At 57.2% G+C, this 23,955-nt stretch carries 20 protein-coding genes; 11 read left to right on the top strand and 9 right to left on the bottom strand.

Annotated elements, in window-relative coordinates; genetic code table 11:
• Positions 1–4: 4 nt before the first annotated feature.
• The 4 genes from MWU64_RS10330 (at position 5) to MWU64_RS10315 (ending at position 6,039) form a co-directional block, all read left to right on the top strand.
• Entirely contained in the window at positions 5–670 is a 666-nt protein-coding gene (locus MWU64_RS10330) for an SCO family protein (protein WP_247064102.1), read from the top strand.
• Positions 671–761: 91 nt separating this feature from the next.
• Positions 762–1,964 (top strand): YbfB/YjiJ family MFS transporter, encoded by a 1,203-nt coding sequence (locus MWU64_RS10325; protein ID WP_247064100.1) that lies wholly within the window; start codon positions 762–764, stop codon positions 1,962–1,964.
• Positions 1,965–2,161: 197 nt separating this feature from the next.
• Positions 2,162–4,636: an ATP-dependent helicase HrpB gene (gene hrpB, locus MWU64_RS10320; protein ID WP_247064098.1), complete on the top strand. Its 2,475-nt coding sequence runs from the start codon at positions 2,162–2,164 to the stop codon at positions 4,634–4,636.
• 227 nt (positions 4,637–4,863) lie between these two features.
• A complete protein-coding gene (locus MWU64_RS10315; protein ID WP_247064096.1) occupies positions 4,864–6,039 on the top strand; it encodes a type III PLP-dependent enzyme in 1,176 nt (391 codons plus the stop codon).
• A 66-nt stretch (positions 6,040–6,105) separates the two neighbouring features.
• On the opposite strand, the gene MWU64_RS10310 is transcribed toward MWU64_RS10315, so the two are convergent.
• Genes MWU64_RS10310 through MWU64_RS10295 form a run of 4 tightly spaced genes read right to left on the bottom strand, consistent with a single transcriptional unit; the run spans position 6,106 to position 10,589 of the window.
• Entirely contained in the window at positions 6,106–7,290 is a 1,185-nt protein-coding gene (locus tag MWU64_RS10310) for an MFS transporter (RefSeq protein ID WP_247064094.1), read from the bottom strand.
• A 10-nt stretch (positions 7,291–7,300) separates the two neighbouring features.
• Positions 7,301–7,696, bottom strand: a complete 396-nt coding sequence (locus tag MWU64_RS10305; protein WP_022990468.1) for an ectoine synthase — start codon at positions 7,694–7,696, stop codon at positions 7,301–7,303.
• 50 nt (positions 7,697–7,746) lie between these two features.
• Entirely contained in the window at positions 7,747–9,177 is a 1,431-nt protein-coding gene (locus MWU64_RS10300; protein ID WP_247064092.1) for a GTPase/DUF3482 domain-containing protein, read from the bottom strand.
• A complete protein-coding gene (locus MWU64_RS10295; protein WP_247064090.1) occupies positions 9,174–10,589 on the bottom strand; it encodes a DUF2868 domain-containing protein in 1,416 nt (471 codons plus the stop codon). Before MWU64_RS10295 ends, MWU64_RS10300 begins: the two co-directional genes overlap by 4 nt.
• An 82-nt stretch (positions 10,590–10,671) precedes the next feature.
• On the opposite strand from MWU64_RS10295, the gene MWU64_RS10290 reads away from it, so the two are divergent.
• The 4 genes from MWU64_RS10290 to MWU64_RS10275 all read left to right on the top strand — a co-directional run bounded on the left by MWU64_RS10290 (position 10,672) and on the right by MWU64_RS10275 (position 15,986).
• Positions 10,672–11,028 carry a DUF6164 family protein gene (locus tag MWU64_RS10290; RefSeq protein WP_247064088.1) on the top strand — a complete coding sequence of 119 codons (357 nt, stop codon included), beginning with the start codon at positions 10,672–10,674 and terminating at the stop codon, positions 11,026–11,028.
• Between the two features lie 19 nt (positions 11,029–11,047).
• On the top strand, positions 11,048–11,284 hold the full coding sequence (locus MWU64_RS10285) for a hypothetical protein (RefSeq protein ID WP_247064087.1): 237 nt from the start codon (positions 11,048–11,050) through the stop codon (positions 11,282–11,284).
• 16 nt (positions 11,285–11,300) lie between these two features.
• Positions 11,301–13,289: an acetoacetate--CoA ligase gene (locus MWU64_RS10280; protein ID WP_247064085.1), complete on the top strand. Its 1,989-nt coding sequence runs from the start codon at positions 11,301–11,303 to the stop codon at positions 13,287–13,289.
• 453 nt (positions 13,290–13,742) lie between these two features.
• Positions 13,743–15,986: an NADP-dependent isocitrate dehydrogenase gene (locus MWU64_RS10275; RefSeq protein ID WP_247064083.1), complete on the top strand. Its 2,244-nt coding sequence runs from the start codon at positions 13,743–13,745 to the stop codon at positions 15,984–15,986.
• Between the two features lie 43 nt (positions 15,987–16,029).
• On the opposite strand, the gene ybaK is transcribed toward MWU64_RS10275, so the two are convergent.
• Genes ybaK through MWU64_RS10255 form a run of 4 tightly spaced genes read right to left on the bottom strand, consistent with a single transcriptional unit; the run spans position 16,030 to position 19,677 of the window.
• On the bottom strand, positions 16,030–16,500 hold the full coding sequence (ybaK, locus tag MWU64_RS10270; RefSeq protein WP_247064081.1) for a Cys-tRNA(Pro) deacylase: 471 nt from the start codon (positions 16,498–16,500) through the stop codon (positions 16,030–16,032).
• A gap of 57 nt (positions 16,501–16,557) precedes the next feature.
• Positions 16,558–17,862, bottom strand: a complete 1,305-nt coding sequence (locus tag MWU64_RS10265) for a DSD1 family PLP-dependent enzyme (RefSeq protein WP_247064079.1) — start codon at positions 17,860–17,862, stop codon at positions 16,558–16,560.
• 6 nt (positions 17,863–17,868) lie between these two features.
• Entirely contained in the window at positions 17,869–19,281 is a 1,413-nt protein-coding gene (locus MWU64_RS10260) for a D-arabinono-1,4-lactone oxidase (RefSeq protein WP_247064077.1), read from the bottom strand.
• A 9-nt stretch (positions 19,282–19,290) separates the two neighbouring features.
• Positions 19,291–19,677 (bottom strand): c-type cytochrome, encoded by a 387-nt coding sequence (locus MWU64_RS10255; RefSeq protein WP_247064075.1) that lies wholly within the window; start codon positions 19,675–19,677, stop codon positions 19,291–19,293.
• Positions 19,678–19,808: 131 nt separating this feature from the next.
• On the opposite strand from MWU64_RS10255, the gene MWU64_RS10250 reads away from it, so the two are divergent.
• From MWU64_RS10250 to MWU64_RS10240, 3 genes are all read left to right on the top strand, one after another.
• Entirely contained in the window at positions 19,809–21,032 is a 1,224-nt protein-coding gene (locus MWU64_RS10250; RefSeq protein WP_247064073.1) for a sensor domain-containing diguanylate cyclase, read from the top strand.
• Positions 21,033–21,103: 71 nt separating this feature from the next.
• Positions 21,104–22,390 (top strand): serine hydrolase domain-containing protein, encoded by a 1,287-nt coding sequence (locus MWU64_RS10245; RefSeq protein ID WP_247064071.1) that lies wholly within the window; start codon positions 21,104–21,106, stop codon positions 22,388–22,390.
• 101 nt (positions 22,391–22,491) lie between these two features.
• Entirely contained in the window at positions 22,492–22,719 is a 228-nt protein-coding gene (locus tag MWU64_RS10240; protein WP_247064069.1) for a hypothetical protein, read from the top strand.
• A gap of 3 nt (positions 22,720–22,722) precedes the next feature.
• On the opposite strand, the gene MWU64_RS10235 is transcribed toward MWU64_RS10240, so the two are convergent.
• Positions 22,723–23,820, bottom strand: a complete 1,098-nt coding sequence (locus MWU64_RS10235) for a hypothetical protein (protein ID WP_247064067.1) — start codon at positions 23,818–23,820, stop codon at positions 22,723–22,725.
• Between the last annotated feature and the right edge of the window lie 135 nt (positions 23,821–23,955).

Here is a 23,955-nt window from a genome sequence, read left to right as displayed (position 1 = left end):
CCCTATGGGGCGTTCGCTACGTATTACGCTGATCGCGTTGTTTCTGATCGTTGCTCTTGTTTTCGGCTTAACCGTAGGGCGGCAGGTGTTTCTGGCGAACAGCGAGCCGGCACCAGCACCAGACCTGAGCGAATACAACACCTATGTGTATGACCAGCCGCGCGAGTTGACGGAATTCACTCTGACCAATGAGCAAGGGGACACCGTAACGCGGGACGACTTGAAAGGCCGCTGGAGCTTTGTGTTTGTGGGCTACACCAACTGTCCCGATATCTGCCCCGCGGCCATGGCCAACCTGCGCCAAACCGACAAGCTGCTGCCGGCGGAACTGCCTCAGCCGGATTATTTGCTGGTGACCGCAGACCCGGAACACGACACCCCGGACACCCTGAAAGCCTATACCGGCTTCTTTGGTGAGCATTTCCATGGTCTGACCGGTGAGCTGGACACGCTCAGAGCGCTGGCGAAAAGCCTGAGTGCGGTGTTCGTGCACCGGGAAGTCGACGGCCAGCTATTGGTGGACCACAGCGGACACTTCGCGCTGCTGAACCCGGATGGCAAACTGCAGGCTCTGATTCAACCACCGCACAACCCTAAAGAACTGGCGGAAGCGTTTGAACGAATCTACCGCTGGGCCAAGGAAAATCACCCCAGAGCCGTGGGTGCCTGAGCCCCTGTGGCCAAGGTCTGACTGACAAAACCCACTGTCTGCCATACACTGCTCGGCAAAAGCTTTAATCACGCATCGCCGGGCAGTAACCATGACCTCATCACCAACCGCTTCTCCAAAACAGCTATTCACCGTTCTGCTGGCCGGTGGGCTGGTGTTGTTGGTGGTGCACACCTTGGGCCGGTTCATCTATACGCCATTAATACCTTATCTGGTGGCGGACGCTCAGATAAATGCCTCCCAAGGTGCCGCGATCGCCACCTGGAATTACCTGGGCTATCTGATGGGGGCCATGCTGGCGATCCGCTGGCACCGGATCGAACAGATCCGCTTCCTGTTACCGTTATTCATGCTGGTGCATGTCATCACGACACTGATCATGACCCAAACCGACAATCTTACGGTGATGTCGGTAATCCGTTGGCTCAACGGTGTGGCAAACGGCGTGATCTTCGTACAGGCACCGGCTCTGATTCTGGAATGGCTGGTTTTGCGAAACCGCGCTTCATTGAGCGGGCTGGTGTACATCGGTGTAGGAACAGGACTTTTGGTATCCAGCGGTTTGGTGACCGGTCCCGCCGACTTTCTTGAGGGCGCCCAGCGCTGGTGGCCTGCCCTGCTGGTATCTATCCCGCTGGGCTGGTGGGGCGTGATGCAGCTGCGAAAGCTCGATGTGCCTGTTCGTGAACAAGATGACTCCGGTAAAACGATCACCACCACGCCGTTGCTGGATCGCGCCAGTGTGCCGCTGTTCCTGAGTTACGCTGGCGCGGGATTGGGATACATCCTGCCTATGACTTTTTTGCCGTTGCTGGCGAACCTTGAATTGCCGGCTGACCATTTCCTGCAAGATGGCACCTGGATGCTGGTGGCGATCGTGACCATTCCCTCGCCGTGGCTTTGGAACAAACTCGGTGCCGTTATGGGTGATCTCCGAGCGTTAAGATTGAATTTCATCATTCAGTTGGCGGGTGTTCTGGCGGCCGTTGTCTGGCCGGGCGCTGTTGGTCTGTCGTTGTGCGCGGTGCTGGTGGGCAGCACGTTTGTCGGTACCGTTCTACTCACTCAAAGAACCGGCCGTTCTTTGCACCCGCACCAAGGCCCAAGGCTGTCGGCGGCGATGGTAGCACTGTATGGCTTTACTCAAATGGTCGGCCCTTGGCTAACCAAGCAGTGGCTGGATGCTGGCGGCACTCTGTTGTCGGCATTCGGTATCGGTGTGGCGGCGCTGGCCTTTGGTTTGGTGTTTGCGTTCTTTGTGCCTCGCCCGGAGGTTTGGCATTCTCGGTCTTGAGTCTGGTTTGGCCAACTAAACCGTCGTTCAATCATGGTAGTGTTTTTACATATCTCATTATTCTGCAGGGTGTGGGAGGGGTTTTGAATTTTGGGTCGAACAAAGGTGTCTGAGCGAAGCGAGTTCTTTTTCGGCCCAAAATTCAAAACCCCTCCCGCGCCACCCCCAAACTAACAGGCTAAACCCAACAACAGCCCATGCCCCCAATAGAAGCCATACTCCCAAAGCTAACCCAATCCCTGAACCAAAGCACCACAGCCCTGCTACAAGCCCCCCCGGGAGCCGGTAAAACTACCCGAGTGCCCTTGGCGTTGCTGGAAGCCGAATGGCGGGATGACCGGAAAATCCTGATGCTGGAACCCCGACGGCTGGCGGTCAGATCGGCGGCGCGGTTTATGGCGAAACAGTTGGGAGAGGCCCCGGGGCAAACGGTCGGCTACCGGACCCGGCTGGATACCAAGGTTTCTGGGAACACCAAGATTGAAGTGGTCACCGAAGGCATCCTGACACGCCTGATTCAGAGCGACCCCATGCTGGAAGACTACGCCGCTGTGCTGTTCGATGAATTCCACGAGCGCTCTTTGCAGGCCGATTTGGGATTGGCCTTGGTACGGGAAACCCAGCAGGCGTTGCGGGAGGATCTTCGGATACTGGTGATGTCGGCAACGCTGGATACCGCACCGATTGCCAAAGTGCTGGGCGATGTACCGGTGATCAGCAGCGAAGGCCGGGCCTTTCCGGTGGAGGTGATGTACCGCCCGGTGCCCCGGAATGGCCGGGTGGTGGATCAGGTGGTGGCAGTGGTGCAGGAAGCCTTGGCCGAGCAGACCGGTTCGGTGCTGGTGTTTCTGCCGGGAGCCGGGGAAATTCGGCGGGCTGCACAGCAACTACAGGGGCAATTACCCGAAAATGTCCTGCTCGCCCCGCTCTACGGCAATTTGAAATCCGAGGAACAGGACAAAGCCATATCGCCCGCCCCCGAGGGCTCGCGCAAGGTTGTGCTGGCCACCGCCATTGCCGAGACCAGTCTGACCATCGAAGGTGTGCGGGTGGTGGTTGATGCCGGCCAGCAGCGCCGGGCGGTTTTCAATCCGAACAGTGGCATGACGCGCTTGGTGACCGGTCGAGTTTCCAAAGCGTCGGCGGAACAGCGAAAAGGCCGGGCCGGACGTATCGAGCCGGGTGTGTGCTACCGGTTGTGGAGTGAATCGGAACAGTTCGGGCTGGCAGATTTTACCCCGCCGGAGATTCAGGAAGCCGACCTGGCCCCTCTGGTGCTGGAACTGGCCCAATGGGGCGCCCGTTCGCCGGATCAGGTGGCGTGGATCGACGCCCCACCTCTTCCCCACTGGCAGCAGGCGGTCACGTTGCTGCAGTGGCTGGATTTGTTGGATGCCGAAGGTGCCATCACCGATCATGGCAAGGCTGCGCGGGAACTCGGTATGCATCCGCGTTTGGCGCACATGGTGATCCGCGGACGTGCTCTGGGGTTGGGGCAACTGGCGGCGGAATTGGCTGCCCTGCTGGAAGAGCGGGATTTACTTGGCCCCGGTTCCGGCGCTGATCTGCATGAGCGCATTAGGGTGTTGCGTGGTGAGCGTGGTCATCGCGGATTAGACGTGGCGCGGTTAAACGCCATCAAACAAGCCGCGAAACGGCTGTGCCGGGGAGAAAAAACAACCGGCTTACCCTCCGAAACCGACGTTGGCCGGGTGTTGGCGCAGGCCTACCCGGATCGCATTGCCCGCCGTAGATCAGGCAGTACGCCTCGTTACCAGTTGAGTAACGGAAAAGGCGCGGTATTAAGGGAAGATGACGCCTTGGCCCGGCAGGAATGGCTGGTTGCGGCGGATCTGGACGGCAAAGCCCGGGAAGCGACGATTTATCTGGCGGCACCGGTGGATCTCGTCGATCTCGAGCAGGACCACGCCGGTCATATCGAAAATCGTGAGGAAGCCCTCTGGGACGATAAACGGGGTACCGTCGTTGCCCGACAAGTGCGAAAACTGGGGGCACTGGTACTGGCAGAGAACGCACTGGTGCAGGTAGGGCCTGAGTTGCTCCAGCAAGGCTTGTTGGACGCGGTGCGTCGTAAAGGCTTGGATAGTCTGCCTTGGACACCGGCTGCGCGGCAATGGTGCGCCCGTGTGCGACTGCTGGCCGGCGAGTATCCCGGCGAATGGCCGGAAGTCAGCGACCAAGCCTTGTTGGAGTCTTTGGAAGTCTGGCTGGCACCTTATTTGTCGGGCATGAAGCGCTGGTCCGACTTGGCTGGTCTGAATCTGGTTCAGGCTTTGAATACGCTGTTGGATTACCCGCAACAGCAGCGCTTGGAAGAACTGGCACCCCGCGCGGTGACCATTCCCACCGGCCAGAACGTTACCCTCGATTACAGCGCCGACAACGGCCCGGTGTTGGCGGCCAAGCTGCAGGCGTTGTTTGGCTGGACGGAAACCCCCAAAGTTGCCGGGGGCCGCGTGCCGGTGGTGATTCATATGCTGTCACCGGCCCAGAGGCCATTGGCGGTCACCGCAGATTTGGCCAGTTTCTGGCGCAACGCCTACCCCGAGGTGCGCAAAGACACTCGCGGTCGATACCCCAAGCATCCCTGGCCGGAAGATCCGTTGACCGCGCAAGCGCAACAAGGCACGAAAAAGCGCCCTGCCAAATAACGCTCATGCCTTCAAACCGGGGTCCAGGAGTACACGCGTTGGTCGCTTCATACATAGACTAGAAATCCGTGTTGCGCATGGGGTTTTTCGCACTGAGTTTATGGGTATATATGCTCATTTGCGGTGGTTAAAGAAAAGCCTGAAGATCGCGAAATCGTATGGGTGCTGCAGTAAAGCTGCGGTGCCTTTTTTTATGCCTGCTTTCCCTATGGAGGGACGCACCACTGATGATCGACGCAGCCAACGCACAGATTGCTGATTACTACGACGCCGAAACCTTCAAGCGTATCAAGGAATTCTCCGAAACGAAGGAAACGCCGTTTGTAGTGATTGATACCGCTACCATTAATCGTCAATACGATGAGTTGGTGGAAGGATTCCCTTATGCGAAGGTTTATTACGCGGTAAAGGCTAACCCGGCCCCCCAGATCCTGACTATGCTGAGGGACAAAGGCGCCAATTTTGATATCGCATCGGTGTACGAGCTGGAAAAAGTGATGGCGTTGGGTGTTACCGGCGACCGCATCAGTTACGGCAACACCATCAAAAAGGCCAAAGACGTGCGGACCTTTTACGAAAAAGGTGTGCGCTTGTTTGCCACGGATTCCGAGGCGGACCTACGCAACATTGCGAAAGCCGCGCCCGGCTCGAAGGTGTACGTACGCATTCTGACCGAAGGTACGCTTACGGCAGACTGGCCTTTGTCTCGCAAGTTTGGCTGCCAGACCGACATGGCCATGGACCTTTTGATTCTGGCCCGTGATCTGGGCTTGGTGCCTTATGGTGTGTCGTTCCACGTGGGCTCTCAGCAGCGTGAAATCGGTGCCTGGGATGCCGCGTTGAGCAAAGTGAAGGTGATCTTTGAGCGCCTGAAAGAAGAAGATGGCATTGAGCTGAAAATGATCAACATGGGCGGTGGTTTTCCGGCCAATTACATCAGCCGTACCAACGAGCTGAGTGTTTATGCCCAGGAAATTGCCCGTTTCCTTGAGGAAGACTTCGGTGCCGACCTACCGGAAATCATCATTGAGCCGGGCCGGTCACTGATTTCCAATGCCGGTGTGTTGGTGAGCGAAGTGGTGCTGATTTCTCGCAAATCACGTACCGCGTTGCACCGATGGGTGTTTACCGATGTAGGTAAGTTTTCGGGTTTGATCGAAACATTGGATGAAGCGATCAAGTTTCCGATCTGGACAGAAAAGGAAGGCGTGGGTGAAGACTGCGTAATTGCCGGGCCAACCTGCGACAGTGCCGACATCATGTACGAGCACCACAAGTATCCGTTGCCATTAAATCTGGCGATCGGCGACCGGATGTATTGGTTGTCCACAGGCGCCTATACCACCACTTACAGTGCGGTAGAGTTCAACGGATTCCCTCCGTTGAAGGATTACTACATCTAAACAATGTGGCTGTCTGGCCGAGGTTCGCTGTCACGGCGACCTCGGCTCAGGCGGTATCATCAGGAATCAGTGGCGGTTCAGTTTTAACCGGAAGGCAATGGGCAGCACCAGAACGCCGTAGGCGATAATCACCCCAATCGCGTGACGAATATCCCCCGTCCAGTCCGCCAGAACCCCGCCCAGCATTGGCACAGCGAACGCCAGTGTGTAACCGACCAGAAACGTGCCCGCCGAGAGCCGCCCGGTTTCTTCGGACGACACCAGAAGCGGTGGCAAAGCCACCATAAGAATCAGCAAGATACCCGCAAAAAAGCTCATGAAGGTGGCGCTGATGATCGATGCCCAGCCGGAAAGCAGAAGTGCGCCGAGGGTGCCGCTGATGCTCAGAACGCCCATGATGATAATCAAGCTGCGAACCCCTACCCAGCGCCGGGCCATTTTCAGCATGAGCAGAGAAGCGAACACCTGCGCGAAGTTGTACCAGAACAAGGCATCCGGGAGCAGATCCAAGTTGCCTTGCTGTTCCAGCAGGTTGCCCATGTATGCGTTCAGTCCGAAAAAGGACGAGCCCGACAGCCCCAGCAACAGGCCCAATCGAAGCGTTAACGGATTCTTCCAGTCGGGAAGCCAGGCTGTTTTCCGGACAGGGCGAGCCAAATCCCGCTTGGGAAGAAACAACGCAGCCGCGATTAACAGCGCCGGTAACGACCAAGCCAGCAGGGTGGCGCGCCAGCTGTTCTCCAGCAAAGGCATCAGTACCGGCAGAGTAATGCCGGCCCCGATAAACTCGCCCATCAGCATGCCATTCATATAAATAGCGGAGCCGATGGCCAGATGATGAGGCTCAAGCCAGCGCGGCAACAGGGCCGGTAAGGCCGGCTGCATCATGGCCACACCCAGCCCCATGACGGCGCTGGCGATCATCAGCGTCAGGGTATCGGGCACTAAACCTCGGCCAGCCGAACCAATCACCATGATCAACATGGCTAACGCCAGAGTGTTGCGCGGGCCGATACGGGAAATGGCAAGCGACCCGGGCATAGCGCCAATGGCGAGCATCAGAATAGGTAAAGTCGTCAGTGCACCGGTGAGCGCTTGCGTCAGGCCCAGTTCGTCACTGATGAACGGTGCCAGCGGCGGTGCCACCAGCACAGGAATTCGTAAGTAAACACCGGCTAACCAAAGCAACACCGCCACCGGCAGCAGCTTGGCTGGCGATGGCGATGTGTTTGCGGCGATATTGTTTGCCACGGCGTGCGAATCAGTCTTCGCTGGTGTCGGGCAGGTAGGCGCCGTCTTCGTCGTGGACTTCCTGGCCGGTCACAGGCGGGTTGAAGGCGCAGATCAGGCGCATGTCTTCGGTGCCACCGTACAGGGTGTGACGGTCGTGCTTGTCGAGGGCGTACAGGGTGCCGTCGGTAATTTCGTGCACTTCACCGGTGGCAAGATCCTTGATGCGGCCGTTACCGGCTACGCAGTAAACCGCTTCCAGGTGGTGCTTGTACCAGAAGGTGTGCTCGGTGCCGGCCGGGATGATGGTTTCGTGGAAAGAGAAACCCATACCATCCTTTTTCAGCAGCAGGCGGCGGCTGGTCCATTGCTGGGCGCTGACTTCGCGCTCGGTACCGATGATGTCTTGCACTCGTACGATTTTCATTCGCATTCCTCATTTGGTGATGGAATAGCCTTACAGTATAAACATGCCCGTCAGCCGCGATTCAACCGCCAGTTGTCGTAGGCGGCCATGGCCTGACCAATCGCTTGCGCCAGATTTTGCCGCTGAGACTGGCTGAGCGGACGTTGTTTTCGGCATCGGTCGAGTGCGCGTTGAATCTCCCGTCGGCTGGTTTTATCGAGCAGCTCCAGCCAATGTTGATCGGCTGGCTCCAGCGCCAGCAAGTCGCGCCCGGCGTGGTTGCGGTGGCTGATGTGCCACCAGTGATCAACGGCTCGCCCGAGAATGACATAGCCAAACTGGCTGTCCTGCACCGGGCCGAAGGTGGCGGACTGCAGCCCGTTCTGTAAAGGGCCGATATTGAGCGCTGGCAGCACCAAGCGATCGCCGTAGAAATAACTCCCTGCTGCGCCAATCAGTCCACCCACGAGAGCCCCGGTGCCAAGTGACGAGCCGAAGGTGAGCGCATCGACACCGGCGCCGCCCATGGCCCCGGCCCCGAACCCGGCGGTTGCCAGATACTTCTTGCTGACCGCCCAATGTTGGCGGGTATCTTCAGAAAACAAATCGTGCTGGTTGGCCCATTCCAGCTCGGCTTCCTGACGGGTAATGCGTTGGTGCTGATACAGGTGCTCGATGTCGATGCGCAGGGATTGCTCCCGCCGGCGTTGACGCTTATACCAGCGGTCGCGCAGCGTGTCGGCCAGTGTCGCTTCGCTGGTGCTGGCCACCTGATCGAGCGTGAGCGTGCGTTTCTCCTGATAGCCCATTAAATCTTCCAGCGCCCGGGCGATGATGCTGGCGGCCAGACGCTGGCGTTGGCGGCGTTGCTCGGCCAGTAGCTGTGTGGCTTCCTCCAGAGGCTGTTCCCAGTCGGATTCCAGTTGGCCGAAGGTTCGTAAAAGGCTGAGATGTTGCTCAAACGGGGCGCGAACGGCGTCGAATTTGCGTACAACCTGAAAGAACTGACCAAGCGCCGCCTGCCACACATCGCTGTAATCATCATCTCCAATGCTGTTGATCAAAGCCAGGCTCGGGCGGCCGGTCCAGCGCAGGATGGTCATTTCCGCTTCGTGCTCGGCGCTGTACGGCACCGAACCATCGACCACGTAAATAATCCCGGCACCTTCAATGATGGGGCTTAGTAGCTCGCATTCGTCTACGTAGCGCTCGTCGCCTTTGTGCTGAAGTACGAAGGCTCGAACGGTATCGGGGTGGTCCGATGCCGATAAGCTGTGGGCTTCCAGCCATTGCAATACGCGTCTCGGGCGCTGAAAGCCGGGGGTGTCGGTCAGCGTGTAGAGCTGCCGGCCATCCACCGTCAGCGGGTAACGCTGGCTGGCCCGGGTGGTACCAGGTTCCAGTGCGATGGCGATGGCATCGTTCTGGGACAAAGTCGCGACGACGCTGGATTTGCCTTTATTCGGATGGCCGACAACCGCAAATACGGGCGTTTGGGTCATAGCGTGGAGGCTCCCGCAACCTGGTAGGGGCTATCCGGCGGAGGTGGCAACAGGGCAACGCTGGCAAAACCCTCGGGAAGCCTTTCGGTAAAGCGCAGCCACGGCTGAATGAGAAGATTCTTCGGACGCTGGTTGGCATCGTTGGCCAGCGGCACAATCATGACTCGAGTCTCTGCAGGCCAGTGCTCCCGGGCCTGTTCCAGAAAATCGTGTAACTCGCCGGTTGGCGGCTCCCAGCTGCGGGTGACCAGAATAACGGCGGGTGAGTGTTCCCGGGCAAGATCCTTGGCCAAGGTGGTCAGAACGTGATCGTCTTCGGCTAACGAAGCTCGGCCACCGGCTTTCCGAATCTGGCTGTCGCGTCTGGTTAATTGCCGGGGCAGCTCCGGTTCGCCGGCACCTGCCCAGCAAATCATGTGAGGGGTGTCGCACAGATCGCCGGTGGTGGCTTGAGTGCGAACATCCGGCAGATCGTCGGCATCGTTATGTTGGTTGCCGGTGTCGAGTGTCGGGGTTTCCATTCGGTACAACAGTGCTTGCATGCCCGGGTGGCCGTGCAGCTGCAGCCGTGCTTTATGAGCGGTAAACCAGTGGCTGAACGCCAATAACAGCAGTCTGGGGAGCATCACCCAGGTGACCCAAAGCATGACCACAAATGGCCACCAGTTGCCCCATTGCTCCGGCGCTACGCCCTGACTGGTGGGGGCCGCCCGGAAGAAGCGGGTTGCTTCCACAAGCTCAAGCGACGGCACGGCCGCCGGCCACAACAACGACCAGGGTGTGGCGATGGCGTGAACTAAACGGTGGTAGCTGGCGGCGGCGGTATCGAGCGTGGTACTCCAGCCAAATGCCAAATCCTGAATGACCAGTAATACAAACAAAGTGAGCAAGCCGCTCAGGGCAAAGGCCACACCGCCTGTGTGCCCGGCGCGCGCCATCAGTGTGGGTTGCAGAGGTGCCAGCGTGCTTTCCGGCGCGTGCAGACTGAGGCGTTTGGCAAGCCAGCGCCATGGCTGCCAACCCATCAGTGCTTGGGCAGTGGTTGCCAGAGCCAGAAGTAGCTGTAACACAACGAAGGCCAGAAACACGGTGATGTTGATGCGTTGGCCGCCGTCGTAGAAAAGCAGACCGGCCATCGTGAGCACACCGAACAGCGCACCAGCGATGGCAAACCCACTGTTGATACGTTGCCACTGTTGCTGCACTTTGCGCCCTGTTTGCGCTTCGTTGCCGGGGCCGCTGAGTCGCCGCATATGATCGAGCCAACGCTCTGGCGTCGGGCTGACTCCCTGTTGCTCACAATCGAGTGCAAAGCGGCGGTCCCGGCGGTGAAGAAACGCCGGGGACTGATCCCTGTCCCGCTGGAAGCGGCTGTCTACGTCCAGCAACAGACGGAGGGTGTTCTGGCTCATGCAGCGTCCTGATAAATTCGATCGGGTTTGCTTTCCTGCTAGGATATAGCTAACGACGCTAACGAAGCCAGCCGGAAACCCTATGCCCCACCACTTGATGAATCTTCGCAACGTACCGGACGATGAGGCCGATGACATCCGCGCGCTGTTCGAAGAGCACGAGGTCCGTTACTACGAAACACCACCGAGCCGGTGGGGCATCAGTATGGGCGGTTTCTGGGTACACGATGATGACGAAGCGGCCCGGGCAAGAGCTTTGTTGGACGACTACCAAGCGCAACGTGTGGCCCGGCAGCGCGAGGAATACGATGCCCGTTGTCAGCGCGGTGAAACGGGCCTTTGGCATCAGTTCCGGTCCCGGCCGGTCACCTTCCTTGCGGCAATCATCGCGATTGCCGCTATTCTGAGTTTGACGTTGCTACCTTACATTCGTCTGTAGTGACGATGGCGAGTTTTTCATGAAGCAAATTTTTCCTGATAAAAACAAAACCGGGTTAACCCGTGAGCTGATCGACGCAATGGCGCCGCTGTTTGAGCAAGGCAGCGCCGGTGCCATCGCTATTGATGTGCAGAGTCGCATCACCTGGATCAATCAATGTTATGCAGATTTGCTGCAATATCATCTGGCGGCCTTCCCCTCCAACGCCCTGACCGGGCAATCTATGGTGGTCAGCCACGGTTGGCATATGCAGTAATTACCTGGAGAGACCGATGAGCACAACAGAACAATCAACGGTGGTATGGGCTCCGACAGAAAACACCTTGGCCCAATCCCGGATGGGTCAGTTTAAAAGCTGGCTTGAGCTTGAAGGTTACGGCCCCTTCGCGGATTACCACGCGCTGCACCAGTGGTCGATCGACGAACTTGAAACCTTCTGGCAGAAAGTCTGGGACTACTGTGGGTTGGTCTGTGATACCCGGGCCACGCGGGTGCTGGGTAGCCGCGATATGCCGGGTGCCGAATGGTTCCCGGGTATGAAACTGAACTTCGCCGCCAATTTGCTGCGTTGGGCAGACAATGACCATGCAGACAAAGAAGCGGTGGTTGCCTACTGCGAAACCCGGCCGGTGCTGCGAAAAAGCTACCGCGAACTGAAAGCCGATGCCGGTGCGCTGGAAGCGTTTCTGCGCAGTAAAGGCATTGAAAAAGGAGATCGGGTTGCAGGAGTTGTCACCAATGGCTACGAAGCCTTGGTGGGTATGCTGGCCGCCACCAGCATGGGGGCGATCTGGAGCTCCGCGTCACCGGATTTCGGCATTGGCGCCATTAACGACCGCTTCGGCCAAATTGAACCCGCTGCGCTGATCGTGGTGAACGGATATGGTTATGGCGGCAAAACCTTTGCTCGCCAGCAGGATTTTGCCGAGCTTATTGGTGGCCTGCCTTCACTGAAAGCGGTGGTCAGCGTTCAGCAATTACCGGACGAAGCGCCGGTAGCCGGCGACCGGGTAACTACCTGGGAGCAGGCCCTTGAAGCCGGTGCCGGGCAGGCACCTTCGTACACCCCGGTAGACCCGGATCACCCCGTGTACATCCTGTATTCCTCAGGCACCACAGGCAAACCCAAGTGCATCGTACACGGCACCGCTGGCCTGCTGATCAACCATGCCAAAGAATTGATGCTACACGGCGATGTCGGCCCGGAAGACCGCTTCCTGTACTTCACCACCTGTGGCTGGATGATGTGGAACTGGCAAGCTTCGGCTCTGATGACCGGTGCCGCCGTGATCACCGTAGACGGCTCACCCGGCTACCCCAGCCTCGACTACCTTTGGGAAACCGTGGCCAACGAACGTGTTACCCACTACGGCACCAGTGCCCGCTTCATCGCCGGTTGCCGGAAAACCGGGCTGGAACCGGCAAAAAAACACGATCAAAGTGCCTTGCGCGTGGTCTTCTCCACCGGCTCGCCGTTGCTGCCGGAAGACTACGACTGGATCTACAGCCACGGCGCACCCAACGCATTGCTGGGTTCCATCGCCGGCGGCACCGACATCTGCGGTTGCTTCGTCGGCGCCACGCCACTGCTGCCGGTACGCCGGGGCGAAATCCAATGCCGCTTCCTCGGGGTGGATGCCGTCGCCTACAACGACGACGGAGAACCGGTCAGCGACGGCCGCGGCGAACTCGTCTGCCGCCAACCACTGCCGTCCATGCCCGTCAGCTTCTGGCAAGACCCGAACAACGAACGCTACCAGGACGCCTACTTCAACACCTTCCCCGGCGTCTGGGCCCACGGCGACTTCATCGAATTCACCGAACACGGCGGCGCCATCATCTACGGCCGCTCCGACGCCACCCTCAACCCCGGCGGCGTGCGAATCGGCACCGCCGAAATCTACCGTCAGGTTGAAACCGTCGCCGAAGTCAAAGACAGCCTGGTGGTTGGCCGCCAAATCGAAGGCGACGTAGAAGTCGTCCTGTTCGTAGTGCCAGCTGCCGGCCAAAGCGTCACCGACGAGTTAATGAAAGCCCTGAAAACCAAAATCCGCGAAGGCGCCAGCCCCAGACATGTGCCCAAGCACATCGTCGAAGTGCCCGACATTCCCTACACCCGCAGCGGCAAAAAAGTGGAACTCGCGGTAGCTCGCCTGATCAACGGCTCAAAGAAAGCCGATAACAGGGATGCCCTAGGCAATCCAGAAGCCTTGGATCAAATACGGGAACGTCTGGTGGAATCCGGCTTGTTGCCGGAGTGATCGCCAAGCCAATGTTGGTTTATTGAGCGTTGAGCTTCGAATATAAAGCAGGAAGGGTTCGGGGTCGCGCGCGGAATATAATTCGGAGTTTGATCAGCGGTGTGGGGTTAGGCTGCCCAAAACTGTGCGCAGCCATGGATGGCGGAGCCCAAGCGTCACATGGATGTGCCGAAGGAGCGTGTTTTGGGCAGCCTAACCCCACACTGCGTCCACTCCAAACCCTAGAAATGTTAGAAAGTTTCGTAAATTCCCGCCGTTTCATCATGTTGTAGCCAAAGATCCGGCATTGTTCGTACGTTCTTATACTAAGATCGTAATCCACAAGCCCCAAAAAATGCTATCTTAGTAGGTCTATCAAAAGTTCCGAATCAGTCATCGCCCCGGCCAGACGTTCACAAGACGACCGGCCTCGCCATGACCGTCCTGAACCCACCCCTTAGCCAGAGGACGAAAATGACCAAATCCAAGTCCAAGATCATCTACACCCTGACCGACGAAGCCCCCGCGCTAGCCACCCGGTCACTGCTACCCATCCTGGAATCCTTCGCCAAGCCGGCTGGTATTGAATTCGAAACCAGCGACATCTCCCTGGCGGCCCGTATTCTGGCCGGTTTCCCTGACTATCTCGAAGAAAACCAGCGGGTCACCGATGACTTGGCCGAATTGGGTGAATACACCAAAGACCCTGATGCCAACATCATCAAACTGCCGAACATCTCTGCCTCCATCCCGCAGTTGCGTGCAGCCATCAAAGAGCTGAACGAAAAAGGCTACAACGTCCCTGAGTACAAAGAACACCCAGAGACTGACGAAGAAAAAGACATCCACGCCCGCTACTCCAAAGTGCTGGGCAGTGCCGTAAACCCGGTTCTGCGTGAAGGCAACTCCGACCGCCGTGCCCCGGCCGCAGTGAAAGCCTTTGCTCGCAAGTACCCGCACACCATGGGCGAGTGGAGCCCGGCCTCGCGCACTCACGTTGCGCACATGCGCGAAGGTGATTTTTACTCCAGCGAGCAGTCCGTTACTCTGGACAAGGCGACCAACGCCCGCATCGTGTTCGAGAACAAAAAGGGTGAACAAACTGTACTGAAAGCCGATCTGCCGTTGCAGGAAGGCGAAGTTGTAGACGGTATGTTCATGAGCAAAAAAGCGCTCTGCAAGTTCTTCGAAGACGCGATCGCAGACTGTGAAAAGACTGGCGTGATGTTCTCCCTGCACGTCAAAGCGACCATGATGAAAATCTCCCACCCGATCGTATTCGGTCACGCGGTGAAGATTTACTACAAAGAGTTGTTCGACCAGTACGGCGACCTGTTTAAAGAAATCGGTGTGAACCCGAACAACGGTCTGTCTTCCGTACTCGACAAGATCAAGCAGCTGCCAGAGTCCAAGCAGGAAGAAATCCAGGAAGCCCTGCACAAGACCTACGAGCACCGCCCGGAAATCGCCATGGTCGATTCGGTAAAAGGCATCACCAACCTGCACGTGCCCAGTGACGTGATCGTTGATGCTTCCATGCCGGCCATGATCCGTAACTCCGGTAAAATGTGGGCCCGTGATGGCAAGCTCAAGGACACCAAGGCGGTTATGCCGGAGTCCACCTACGCCACCATCTACCAGGAAACCATCAACTTCTGTAAAACCCACGGCGCGTTTGATCCCACCACTATGGGTACCGTACCGAACGTTGGCTTGATGGCGCAGAAAGCGGAAGAGTACGGCTCCCACGACAAGACCTTTGAAATTGAAGAAGAAGGTATCGTCCGTATCGTCACAGAAGACGGCACCGTGCTGACCGAGCACAACGTGGAAGAAGGCGACATCTGGCGTGCCTGCCAGACCAAAGACCTGCCCATCCGCGATTGGGTCAAGTTGGCCGTGAACCGCGCCCGCGCCACCGGAATGCCGGCAGTGTTCTGGCTGGACGACGAACGTGCTCACGACGCTGAACTGATCAAGAAGGTAAACACTTACCTGAAAGATCACGACACCGAAGGCCTGCACATCCGCATCGAATCGCCTGTACGTGCCATCCGCTGGACCATGGAGCGTCTGATTCGTGGTCTGGACACCATTTCTGTTACCGGTAACGTTCTGCGTGACTACCTGACCGACCTGTTCCCGATTCTTGAGCTGGGCACCAGTGCCAAGATGCTGTCCATCGTACCTCTGCTGAACGGCGGCGGTTTGTACGAGACGGGTGCTGGCGGTTCTGCACCCAAGCACGTGCAGCAGTTGGTTCAGGAAAACCACCTGCGTTGGGACTCACTGGGTGAATTTTTGGCCACAGCTGTGTCTCTGGATGAGCTGGGCGAGAAGCACGACAACGCCCGTGCCCGTCTGTTGGGTCAGACCATGGACAAAGCAACCGAGCGTCTGCTGGAGAACAACCAGTCTCCGTCCCGCGTCACCGGCGAGTTGGACAACCGGGGTTCCCACTTCCATCTGGCCCGTTACTGGGCTGAAGAATTGTCCAAGCAGGACGACGACAAGGAGCTGAAAGAGTTCTTTGCCAAGTTGTCTGAGCAGCTGGAAGCCAACAAGGACAAGATTCTGGAAGAAATGACGGTTGTACAGGGTCATCCGGCCGACATCGGCGGATACTACTACGCACCGGCTGAAAAAGTGTCTGAGGTGATGCGCCCAAGCGCGACCCTCAACAAGATCCTTGAGGAAGCTGCTGCTTCCGTGAAATAAGGCTCGAACTCAGGCCGGGGGTAAAACCCCGGCCTGTTTTGTTTTAGTCTTGCTGTAAATCTGCGAAACCCGCACCGGTCAGCGTAGCCAAATCGGCCGGAGCCAATTCGATTTCCAGTCCCCGCTTACCTGCACTGACAAATACGGTGTCGTACTGCTCGGCAGTTGCATCAATGAACGTCTTCAAACGTTTTTTCTGACCCAGCGGGCTCACTCCGCCCAGCACATAGCCCGTGCTCCGCTGAACCATCTGTTTATCCGCCATACCGGCTTTTTTCGCCTTCGCCGCTTTTGCGATCAGCTTTAGGCTAAGCATGCTGGTGACGGGCACCAGACCAACCGCCAGCTCTTTGTTGTCGAGCGCCACCACCAGGGTTTTAAACACCCGGTTCGGGTCTACGCCCATTTTGTCCGCGGCCTCGTTGCCGTAGCTTTCGGCGGACGGATCGTGTTCGTATTCGTGTACGGTGTAGCTGATCTTCGCTTTTTTAGCGGCGAGAATTCCGGGAGTCATGAGCAGTCCTGTTGCCTGAACGGTTTGCCGGAATTAAAGCACGGACGGTGGCCGAGTTCACCCCCGCCCGAACACCGGCCAGCGCTCGGTGATTTCACCTTTGGCCCCGTCGAAAACGGCGAGATCGCCGAATTGCAGCAACACCGACTCGCTTTGGTGAGGTCGCAGGAACACACGGTCGCCTACCTTGAGCGGAACCCCTTCCGCGAAATTTAGCATTTCCTGATTGGTTGAGCGGCCATAGATGCTGTTGTTCACCAATCCCGGAGGCGATACCGGGCTGGCTTTCCAGTAGCCACCATAGATAAATGCGGTGCGCGCGTGATTGGGATTCCACAGTGTTTGCAGACGGCCCAACCCGGGTGCGCCGGGAATACGGGTGCGATCCAAAAGCTTCAGTACCGGTGTGGCAATGAAGGCCGCCCGTTGATGGTCGGCCAGTGTTGACACATCGAAATCGGTGGGCATAACCAGCGCAGAGCCTGCCGCCAGCTCGTTAGCGGGGATCTGGCCGGCCATGCCTTGGTACAACTGATAGGTTGTTGAACCACCCGTGTTCAGCGTCAGGTCAGAAATGCTGCGGCCCAAGGTGCGTTCGGCGGTGTCTACAAATTGTTGATAACGGACCATAGCCTGGTCACGCAGCCAGTTCGTCGGCCCCGGTGCTTTCAGAATGTGGGGTTCGTACCCCATAAATCCGCTAAACGTCAGCCACGGTGAGCGTTCGATGATCGTAAGTGCCCAGACTAATGCGTCCTGACTGGCAAATCCGCCCCGGTGCAGGCCAATATCGATTTCAAGGTTTACCCGCATCGGTTGTTGGCGTTGCTCGGCCAGTTGCCGGTACTCGGCCAGCCGCGCCGGCGAATCCACCAGCCATTGCAGTTGCCGATCGGGTTTGAACCCGCTTGGGGCCGTTTCGAACTGTCTATAGAAACGCCCGGCACAGGCTACCGGAAGCGGTTTCCCCAGCAGGATGTCAGAATCGGGCAGAGCGCGCGTAACCTGATTCAGGCTTGGTTGATGAAACAACATCAGCTTGCGGGTGCCCGTGGCCGCCATGACGTGCTGCAGCAAAGGCACGGACGGTAGGGACTTGGCGACGATCCGATAACTGAAATCCTCGCCCATGCAACGTTTTATAACGGCGATGTTGTGATTCAGACGCTGGCGGTCGATCACCAGCGTCGGCGTTGCCAGGCCTTTTTCGCGCAGGGCCTTTTGCAGAGTTAGAAAGTAACGGGAGTGCCCGGTGGTTTGCGCTTCCGGCTTCAGGAAGCCGGCAACGCCCAGCCCTCCCACCGCAACTCCGGCCAGCAGCAGTTTGCGGCGTTGTTTGCGAAACGCTTCGCTGTGAGCCATGTCTGCCTATCCCGTGCTCGTTGGTTGGTTGAACAGCCGGGCCAGGTAAGGGTTCAGGAAGCGGCCGTTCGGGTCGAGTGCTTCCCTCACTTCGTTAAACGCCTGCCATTTCGGATAAAGGGCCTCGAAATCGGCCCCGGTGAGCGTGTTCAGTTTGCCCCAGTGTGGTCTTCCCCCGTAGCGTTTCAGAATCGGTTCCACGGCTTCAAACAACGGTGTGTGGTCTTCTTCGAAGAAATGATGAACTGCGATGGAAACCGAATCCCTTTGATAGAAAGGGCTGAGCCAGGCATCGTCTGCTTTTACGAACCTTACCTCAATTGGGAAAAACACCTCGGGGAACTGGGTTTCGATGGTATCGATCACCTCACTCAGCGCCGCCTTCCAATTGTCTCTCGGCAGATGGTATTCCATCTCATTGAAACGCACGTTCCGGGCGCTGGTGTAGTTCTGCCAGGACGAGGCTACCTTGACCTCAGTGTTGAGGGTGCGCATGTAGCCCCCGAGTATGAGCCGGCGCAGACGGGGCGACCACGACAGGTAGTCGCGGGCTTGTTGGAGATCCCGGGCACCGTCGTTCTGATCGACGGCCTCGGTTTCAGATACCGGCTCATCGGTGATGTCGTGGGTGCTGGTGAAGCCCATGCCCGAGAACGGGATATAGAAGAATTCGTAGTTGCGGTGCGCCTTGGCGCGAGCGTCGGCGTTATTGAGAATGTCGTCGATGGCTAACCATTCGGTGGTTTTCTTCAGCCGGTATGGGCGACGGTTCTGCAGCGTGACATCGGTTACAAAGCCCAAACTGCCCAGCCCCACTCGTGCCGCCTGGAAAATGTCGGGGTTCTGGTCCCGGCTGCATTCCAGTACATCCCCTTTCGCGGTGACCAGCGTCAGGCCTTCTATATAGCCCGACAAACTCATCAGTTCCGCTCCGGTGCCATGGGTTGCCGTTGCCAGCAAACCGCCCAGAGATTGCTGGTCAATGTCTGGCATGTTGAACAGCGCCTGGTTGATGTTCTCGAGAGGTTGGCCTAGCTGGCCGAGCAGTGTACCGGTAGCGATGCGGGCACGGCACTGATCATCGTCGTGATCCAGAATGCCATTCAAGCGGGCCAGTGACACCAGTACATCGTTGGTCGGCACCAGCGGTGAAAACGAGTGCCCTGAGCCGACGGGGCGAATGTTGCGACCTCGATAAGCGGGGTCGCTCAGAATGTCCAGCAACTCGTTGACCGACCGCGGTGCCAGCCGGTGGCTCGGGTTGGAACTCTGCGAGCCAGACCAGTTGCGCCAGGTCATCGGGCCGGCGGTGCTCGGTTGCTGCCCGGAGGACGTTTGGGCATGGCCAATCTCGGGCCATCCCATTTGACTGGCAATGGCGCTGCCTACCAGCAAATTCAAAAAATGCCGTCGTTGCATCTTCTGCTCCTAATTCTGCGCTGATGTTGCCATAAAAGTGATCAGCGCCTGAAAGTCGGCGGCGTTACAATCCATGCAAAGGCCATAAGGGGGCATGCCGCCCATGCCCGATACAACGTTATTCAGCAGTGTATCCATGCCTTTCTCCATGCGGGGTTGCCACGCGGTTTGATCACCGGTCAGTGGCGCATCGGAGGTGCCGTTGCCGTGGCAAGCCATGCAGGAACGTTGATAGATTTCCGCCGTTTCCGGGTTGTCGGGGGTAGCCGAGCGGGCGTACTCGATGACCTCTTCTGAAGGGGGGGAGGTATTGGTACAGGCGGTTGACAGGGTGATGGCCAGTAACGCAAAAATAGCCCAAAGAGCGGATGTTAATGAACAGTTAAATCGCATCATGATCAGTAAACGTAATTGAGTGTCACGTTTATTTTTGACTAACTTGGCGTTAAAAGCAAGTCAGACTCGACTCTGATCCTGACAGTGGCTACCTTTGAAGTAAGGATAAGAATGTCAGACAAGGTATTTCCATGCGTCAGGGTCCACCCGAGGACAGCAGCACAGAGCCGCTGCAGGCGAATCGCAGCCCATTGCGACGTGCGCTGTGGGCGGCCTTTGTGTATTTGCTGGTGGGGCTGGCTTGGATCCAATTCTCCGATCAGCTGGCGGAGGTCTGGTTCCCGGATGCCCGTACGCTGTCGAAGGTCCAAACCTGGAAGGGCTTTTTATTTGTTGGGGTGACGGGCTTCACCTTGTTTTTCGTCATGTTTCGCCAGCTCCACAAAGACCGCTTGCTGCTTTTGCTGCAGATTCGCCAGCGCAAGGTAATGCGTGAACATGAACGGCAGTTGACGGTTCTGCTGAATAATTTGCCGGGTATGGCGTTTCGCTTCAGAAATGATCATGCCGGCAGCTTTCTTTTCATTTCTGATGGCTGTGAAGAGCTGACCGGTTACAGTGCCGGCGAATTGATGGCAAAAGGTTCTCTCAGCGAATCCGGCCTGATGGACGACAACCGTCGTCGGGCCATAGCCACAGAAGCCGAAAATTCGATTCGCCAGAACGGGTTCTTTTCCATCGAATTTCCGATCACCTGTAAAGGTGGCCGGGACATTTGGGTTTGGGCCAGAGGGACCGGTTTAACTGGCGATGATGGCACCCGTTTGTTTGAAGGGATTGTTCTGGATGTTTCCAAACGAAAGGCGCTTGAGCAAGAGTTGGAGGAGCTGGCGACAAAAGACTCGCTGACCGGGCTATTGAACCGTCGCGAGTTGAGCCGGGTTCTGGCCGAAGAATTAGAGCGTGCGCACCGCTATCACCGGTCCTTGGCGGTGCTGTGGATCGATTTCGATCATTTTAAAAAAGTGAACGACAGTTACGGCCATGCCGCCGGCGACCTTGTGTTATCCACCGCCACCCAGATTCTGGATAGCAGCGTGCGTGGCGTAGATTCTGTAGGCCGGTTCGGGGGTGAGGAGTTCGTGGTTGTCTTGCCGGAAATGGGGCAAACCGAAGCTATGGATACCGCTGAAAGATTGCGACTGGCTGTGCGTGAAAAACCGGTTAGTCTGACGACGGGTGACTGTGTTTCGGTCACCGCAAGTATTGGTGTCGCCGTGTACCCGGTACACGGAACCACGGTTGAAGAGTTGTCAGCAGAGGCCGATAAAGCGATGTATCGGGCCAAAATGCAGGGTCGCGACTGCGTGGCCATAGCGCAGCCGGCACAGCCCGTACATAATGAAGTGACATAAAACCGTACTTCAGGGGTAAGCAGCTCCCGGAGGAAGCGAAACCCGTCACTCTGAAAATAAAGGCGCTTGTTATGCATTCACTCGCCCGCCGTGCTTTGCACACCTTCAAGGTTCCTCAGGACCTCTCCTCCGTCACCTTTCGCGACAGCGCAGGTGAGCGCCCAGAGCGAGTGAACCTGTCTCAAGGCGAGGTCGAATCTATCTGGCAGAGTGTCGAGTCGTTGTATCGCACCGGGGTGCATCCGGGCATACAGCTTTCGTTGAGGTATCGCGGCGAACAGGTGCTGCATCGGGCCATCGGGCATGTTCACGGCAACGGCCCGAACGATGACTCGCGTTTGCCGAAAACTCTGATGAGCACAGAAACCCCGATTTGCTATTTCTCGGCCTCCAAGGCCGTAACCGCATTGCTAATGCATATGTTAGCGGAGCAAGGTCTGGTTAACCTGACGGACCCGGTGTCGTACTACTGTCCGGAGTTTGCAAAGAACGGCAAGCGCACCATCACGGTGCATCAGATTTTGTCGCACCGGGGCGGCATTCCCGCGATTGCAAAAGATACCCCCATCGATGTGTTGTGGAACAGGGACGAAGTGTGGCGTTTGCTGTGTGAGGCCAGGCCGGTAGAAGTGGATGGTGCCAAAGTGGCCTACCATGCGATTACCGGTGGCTTTGTGCTGCAACGGGTGCTGGAGAGAGTCACCGGCGACACCATCGAGAATTATCTGGATAAGTATTTGCGCAAGCCCATGGGGATGACGTGGTTCACCTACGGCGTGGCTCAGGACCACCTGCATGAATTGGCATCAAACTACGCCACCGGCCCAACGCCTCGCTTCCCGGTATCCTGGGTGGTGAATCGAGCCTTGGGTGGCGATATCAAAACCGTCGAACAGGTAACCAATGACCCGCGTTTTCAGGAAGCGGTCATCCCGGCGGGTAATCTGTGCGGTACGGCCGAGGAAATGAATCGCTTTTTCCAGATGATGCTGGATGGCGGTATTTGGCAAGGCAAGCGTATTTGTAGCGAGTTAACCATCCGCCGTGCTATCCAGCAATTCGGTTCCATGCAGCTGGACCGTACCATGTTGGTGCCCATGCGCTTTAGTGCCGGGATGATGCTGGGAGGCAATCCGGTTGGTCTTTGGGGGCCGCAAAGTCGCCATGCGTTTGGCCATATCGGTCTGATTAACAAAATGTGTTGGGCGGATTCCGCCAGGGATATCTCGGTCAGTCTGCTGAATACCGGGTTCCCGATCGTGGGTCATCACATCCCATCGCTTGCCCGGTTTGTCTACACTGTTACCAAGCAGTTTCCGATATTGCCGGAGCAAGAGAGACGGCTAACTCCGGCATAAAATGAAACCTTTTTCATTTTATTGTTTTTTGTCTGACAGTTTGGCAAGATGGCAAACAGGTTTAGGATTGCCAATGATCTCAATGGATGAGGTGCCACTGCATGAACCGATCAAATATACCGATACCTGATGCCTCGCGTGTTGAGCTGGGGCAGTACGACAGTGTCCGAACGCACGTGCGCCAACAGGTATGCGATGAAGTCCGGAAACTGGAACGCCGGATTGATACCCTGAAGCTGACCCAGGCCCCGCACGCCGAGATCATCATCTCAGCCTATGAGCGGATGATCGAGCGAAAACGAGGCTTTTTGCAAAATTGGGACATGTAATGCCTATTGGCGGTGAGCCGTAGGCACCGTATTCCAAACGACTTTAGCGTCATTTTTGCTTTGGTTGACGCAGTAGTCCGGGTTGGGAACGGTTGGTACATCCTCTGAATTTTCGTAATCGTCCGGATTGGCTTCCGGATCTTCTATTCTGGCCGGCTCGTTGTGTGAGGTGTAAATCTGCACCTCGCTCATGGTGTAATTCAACTCGACACGCTGACAGTCCGGGTTGGTTTCCGTAAGTACCACGCCGTGACTGCTGTAATCGATGACCGGCTGATCGCTGTTTTTGATGAACAACGTGTCTTTTTCTTCCCCTATGAATTCCTGACGCAATTCGATTCCGCCATGACTGCGACTGACAAAATCAGCCGTGGCCAGCTCTGGCGTGTTATAACCGGAAGCGCTGAAATGGGTTGCGCTGAAACGTGCCCCGGCAAGCAGGCTTAGCAATTCCGGCTGTTGATCTTGTTGGGCTGCATCGACGCTGCGCGCGATGTATTGGATGGTGCGGTAGACCTTTTCATCCAGGCTGCTTTCACTTGTTGTCTTCGGAACATAGCGCCAGTCGAGAGTCTGGTACCGCCACTCGCGGTCGTTGAGGGCCAGCTGGGCATTGGTGGCCGCCTGATCAGTAAAACGGATGCTGGCACCGGCACTGCGTGTGTTGTAAGTACCCGCAGTGCTTTGACCGATCCGGTCGCTGATGTACTGGCGCCCGTCGTCGAAGTTCTGCACATTGCCCACACTGATGACCTGTTTCATCAAGTCCAGTGGGTTCCGTACCTTGACGTAGCTTTTGCCATCCTCCGCGGGGGTTGCGCCAATGAAGATATCGATATGACGACGAATGTCTTTCGCCGTTTCCCGGTTTTCCGGGGTGTTACCGTCGCCACGGGGTTCTATGCCGGCGTAGTAATCGCTGAACAGGGTGTGTTCGAGAGTGTCCGGTGCCTGAGGGGTGTTGGTCAGATCAAAGGTTGAAAAGGTCAGGTCAACATCGCGGGCAGGGTTTAGTGCCGATGATCCGGAGCTGTCCGAACCGCAGCCGGAGGCTGTGGCAACGGCGATGGAAAGCGTGGCATAGAGAAAAGCAGATCTCATTTCGAGTGACCTCAGGGTGCGAAAACCATTGCGAACAGCTAAAGTGATGACTGCTGACAATAAACGATAAAGTAAACAGCTGCCCGCTCGGAGATCACATTTTGCAGCAACGGTTACGCGATACCTGGGTCCGGG

Source organism: Marinobacter sp. S0848L (assembly GCF_023016065.1).
Classification (GTDB): Bacteria; Pseudomonadota; Gammaproteobacteria; order Pseudomonadales; family Oleiphilaceae; genus Marinobacter.
This window is presented reverse-complemented; position numbering and strand designations above follow the sequence as displayed.

Excerpts from the sequence above, each read along its gene's own strand:
- MWU64_RS10330 (WP_247064102.1), top strand. The coding sequence starts at position 5 with ATGGGGCGTTCGCTACGTATTACGCTGATCGCGTTGTTTCTGATCGTT.
- MWU64_RS10325 (WP_247064100.1), top strand. The coding sequence starts at position 762 with ATGACCTCATCACCAACCGCTTCTCCAAAACAGCTATTCACCGTTCTG.
- hrpB (WP_247064098.1), top strand. The coding sequence starts at position 2,162 with ATGCCCCCAATAGAAGCCATACTCCCAAAGCTAACCCAATCCCTGAAC.
- MWU64_RS10315 (WP_247064096.1), top strand. The coding sequence starts at position 4,864 with ATGATCGACGCAGCCAACGCACAGATTGCTGATTACTACGACGCCGAA.
- MWU64_RS10305 (WP_022990468.1), bottom strand. The coding sequence starts at position 7,696 with ATGAAAATCGTACGAGTGCAAGACATCATCGGTACCGAGCGCGAAGTC.
- MWU64_RS10300 (WP_247064092.1), bottom strand. The coding sequence starts at position 9,177 with ATGACCCAAACGCCCGTATTTGCGGTTGTCGGCCATCCGAATAAAGGC.
- MWU64_RS10295 (WP_247064090.1), bottom strand. The coding sequence starts at position 10,589 with ATGAGCCAGAACACCCTCCGTCTGTTGCTGGACGTAGACAGCCGCTTC.
- MWU64_RS10290 (WP_247064088.1), top strand. The coding sequence starts at position 10,672 with ATGCCCCACCACTTGATGAATCTTCGCAACGTACCGGACGATGAGGCC.
- MWU64_RS10285 (WP_247064087.1), top strand. The coding sequence starts at position 11,048 with ATGAAGCAAATTTTTCCTGATAAAAACAAAACCGGGTTAACCCGTGAG.
- MWU64_RS10280 (WP_247064085.1), top strand. The coding sequence starts at position 11,301 with ATGAGCACAACAGAACAATCAACGGTGGTATGGGCTCCGACAGAAAAC.
- MWU64_RS10275 (WP_247064083.1), top strand. The coding sequence starts at position 13,743 with ATGACCAAATCCAAGTCCAAGATCATCTACACCCTGACCGACGAAGCC.
- ybaK (WP_247064081.1), bottom strand. The coding sequence starts at position 16,500 with ATGACTCCCGGAATTCTCGCCGCTAAAAAAGCGAAGATCAGCTACACC.
- MWU64_RS10265 (WP_247064079.1), bottom strand. The coding sequence starts at position 17,862 with ATGGCTCACAGCGAAGCGTTTCGCAAACAACGCCGCAAACTGCTGCTG.
- MWU64_RS10260 (WP_247064077.1), bottom strand. The coding sequence starts at position 19,281 with ATGCAACGACGGCATTTTTTGAATTTGCTGGTAGGCAGCGCCATTGCC.
- MWU64_RS10255 (WP_247064075.1), bottom strand. The coding sequence starts at position 19,677 with ATGATGCGATTTAACTGTTCATTAACATCCGCTCTTTGGGCTATTTTT.
- MWU64_RS10250 (WP_247064073.1), top strand. The coding sequence starts at position 19,809 with ATGCGTCAGGGTCCACCCGAGGACAGCAGCACAGAGCCGCTGCAGGCG.
- MWU64_RS10245 (WP_247064071.1), top strand. The coding sequence starts at position 21,104 with ATGCATTCACTCGCCCGCCGTGCTTTGCACACCTTCAAGGTTCCTCAG.
- MWU64_RS10240 (WP_247064069.1), top strand. The coding sequence starts at position 22,492 with ATGAACCGATCAAATATACCGATACCTGATGCCTCGCGTGTTGAGCTG.
- MWU64_RS10235 (WP_247064067.1), bottom strand. The coding sequence starts at position 23,820 with ATGAGATCTGCTTTTCTCTATGCCACGCTTTCCATCGCCGTTGCCACA.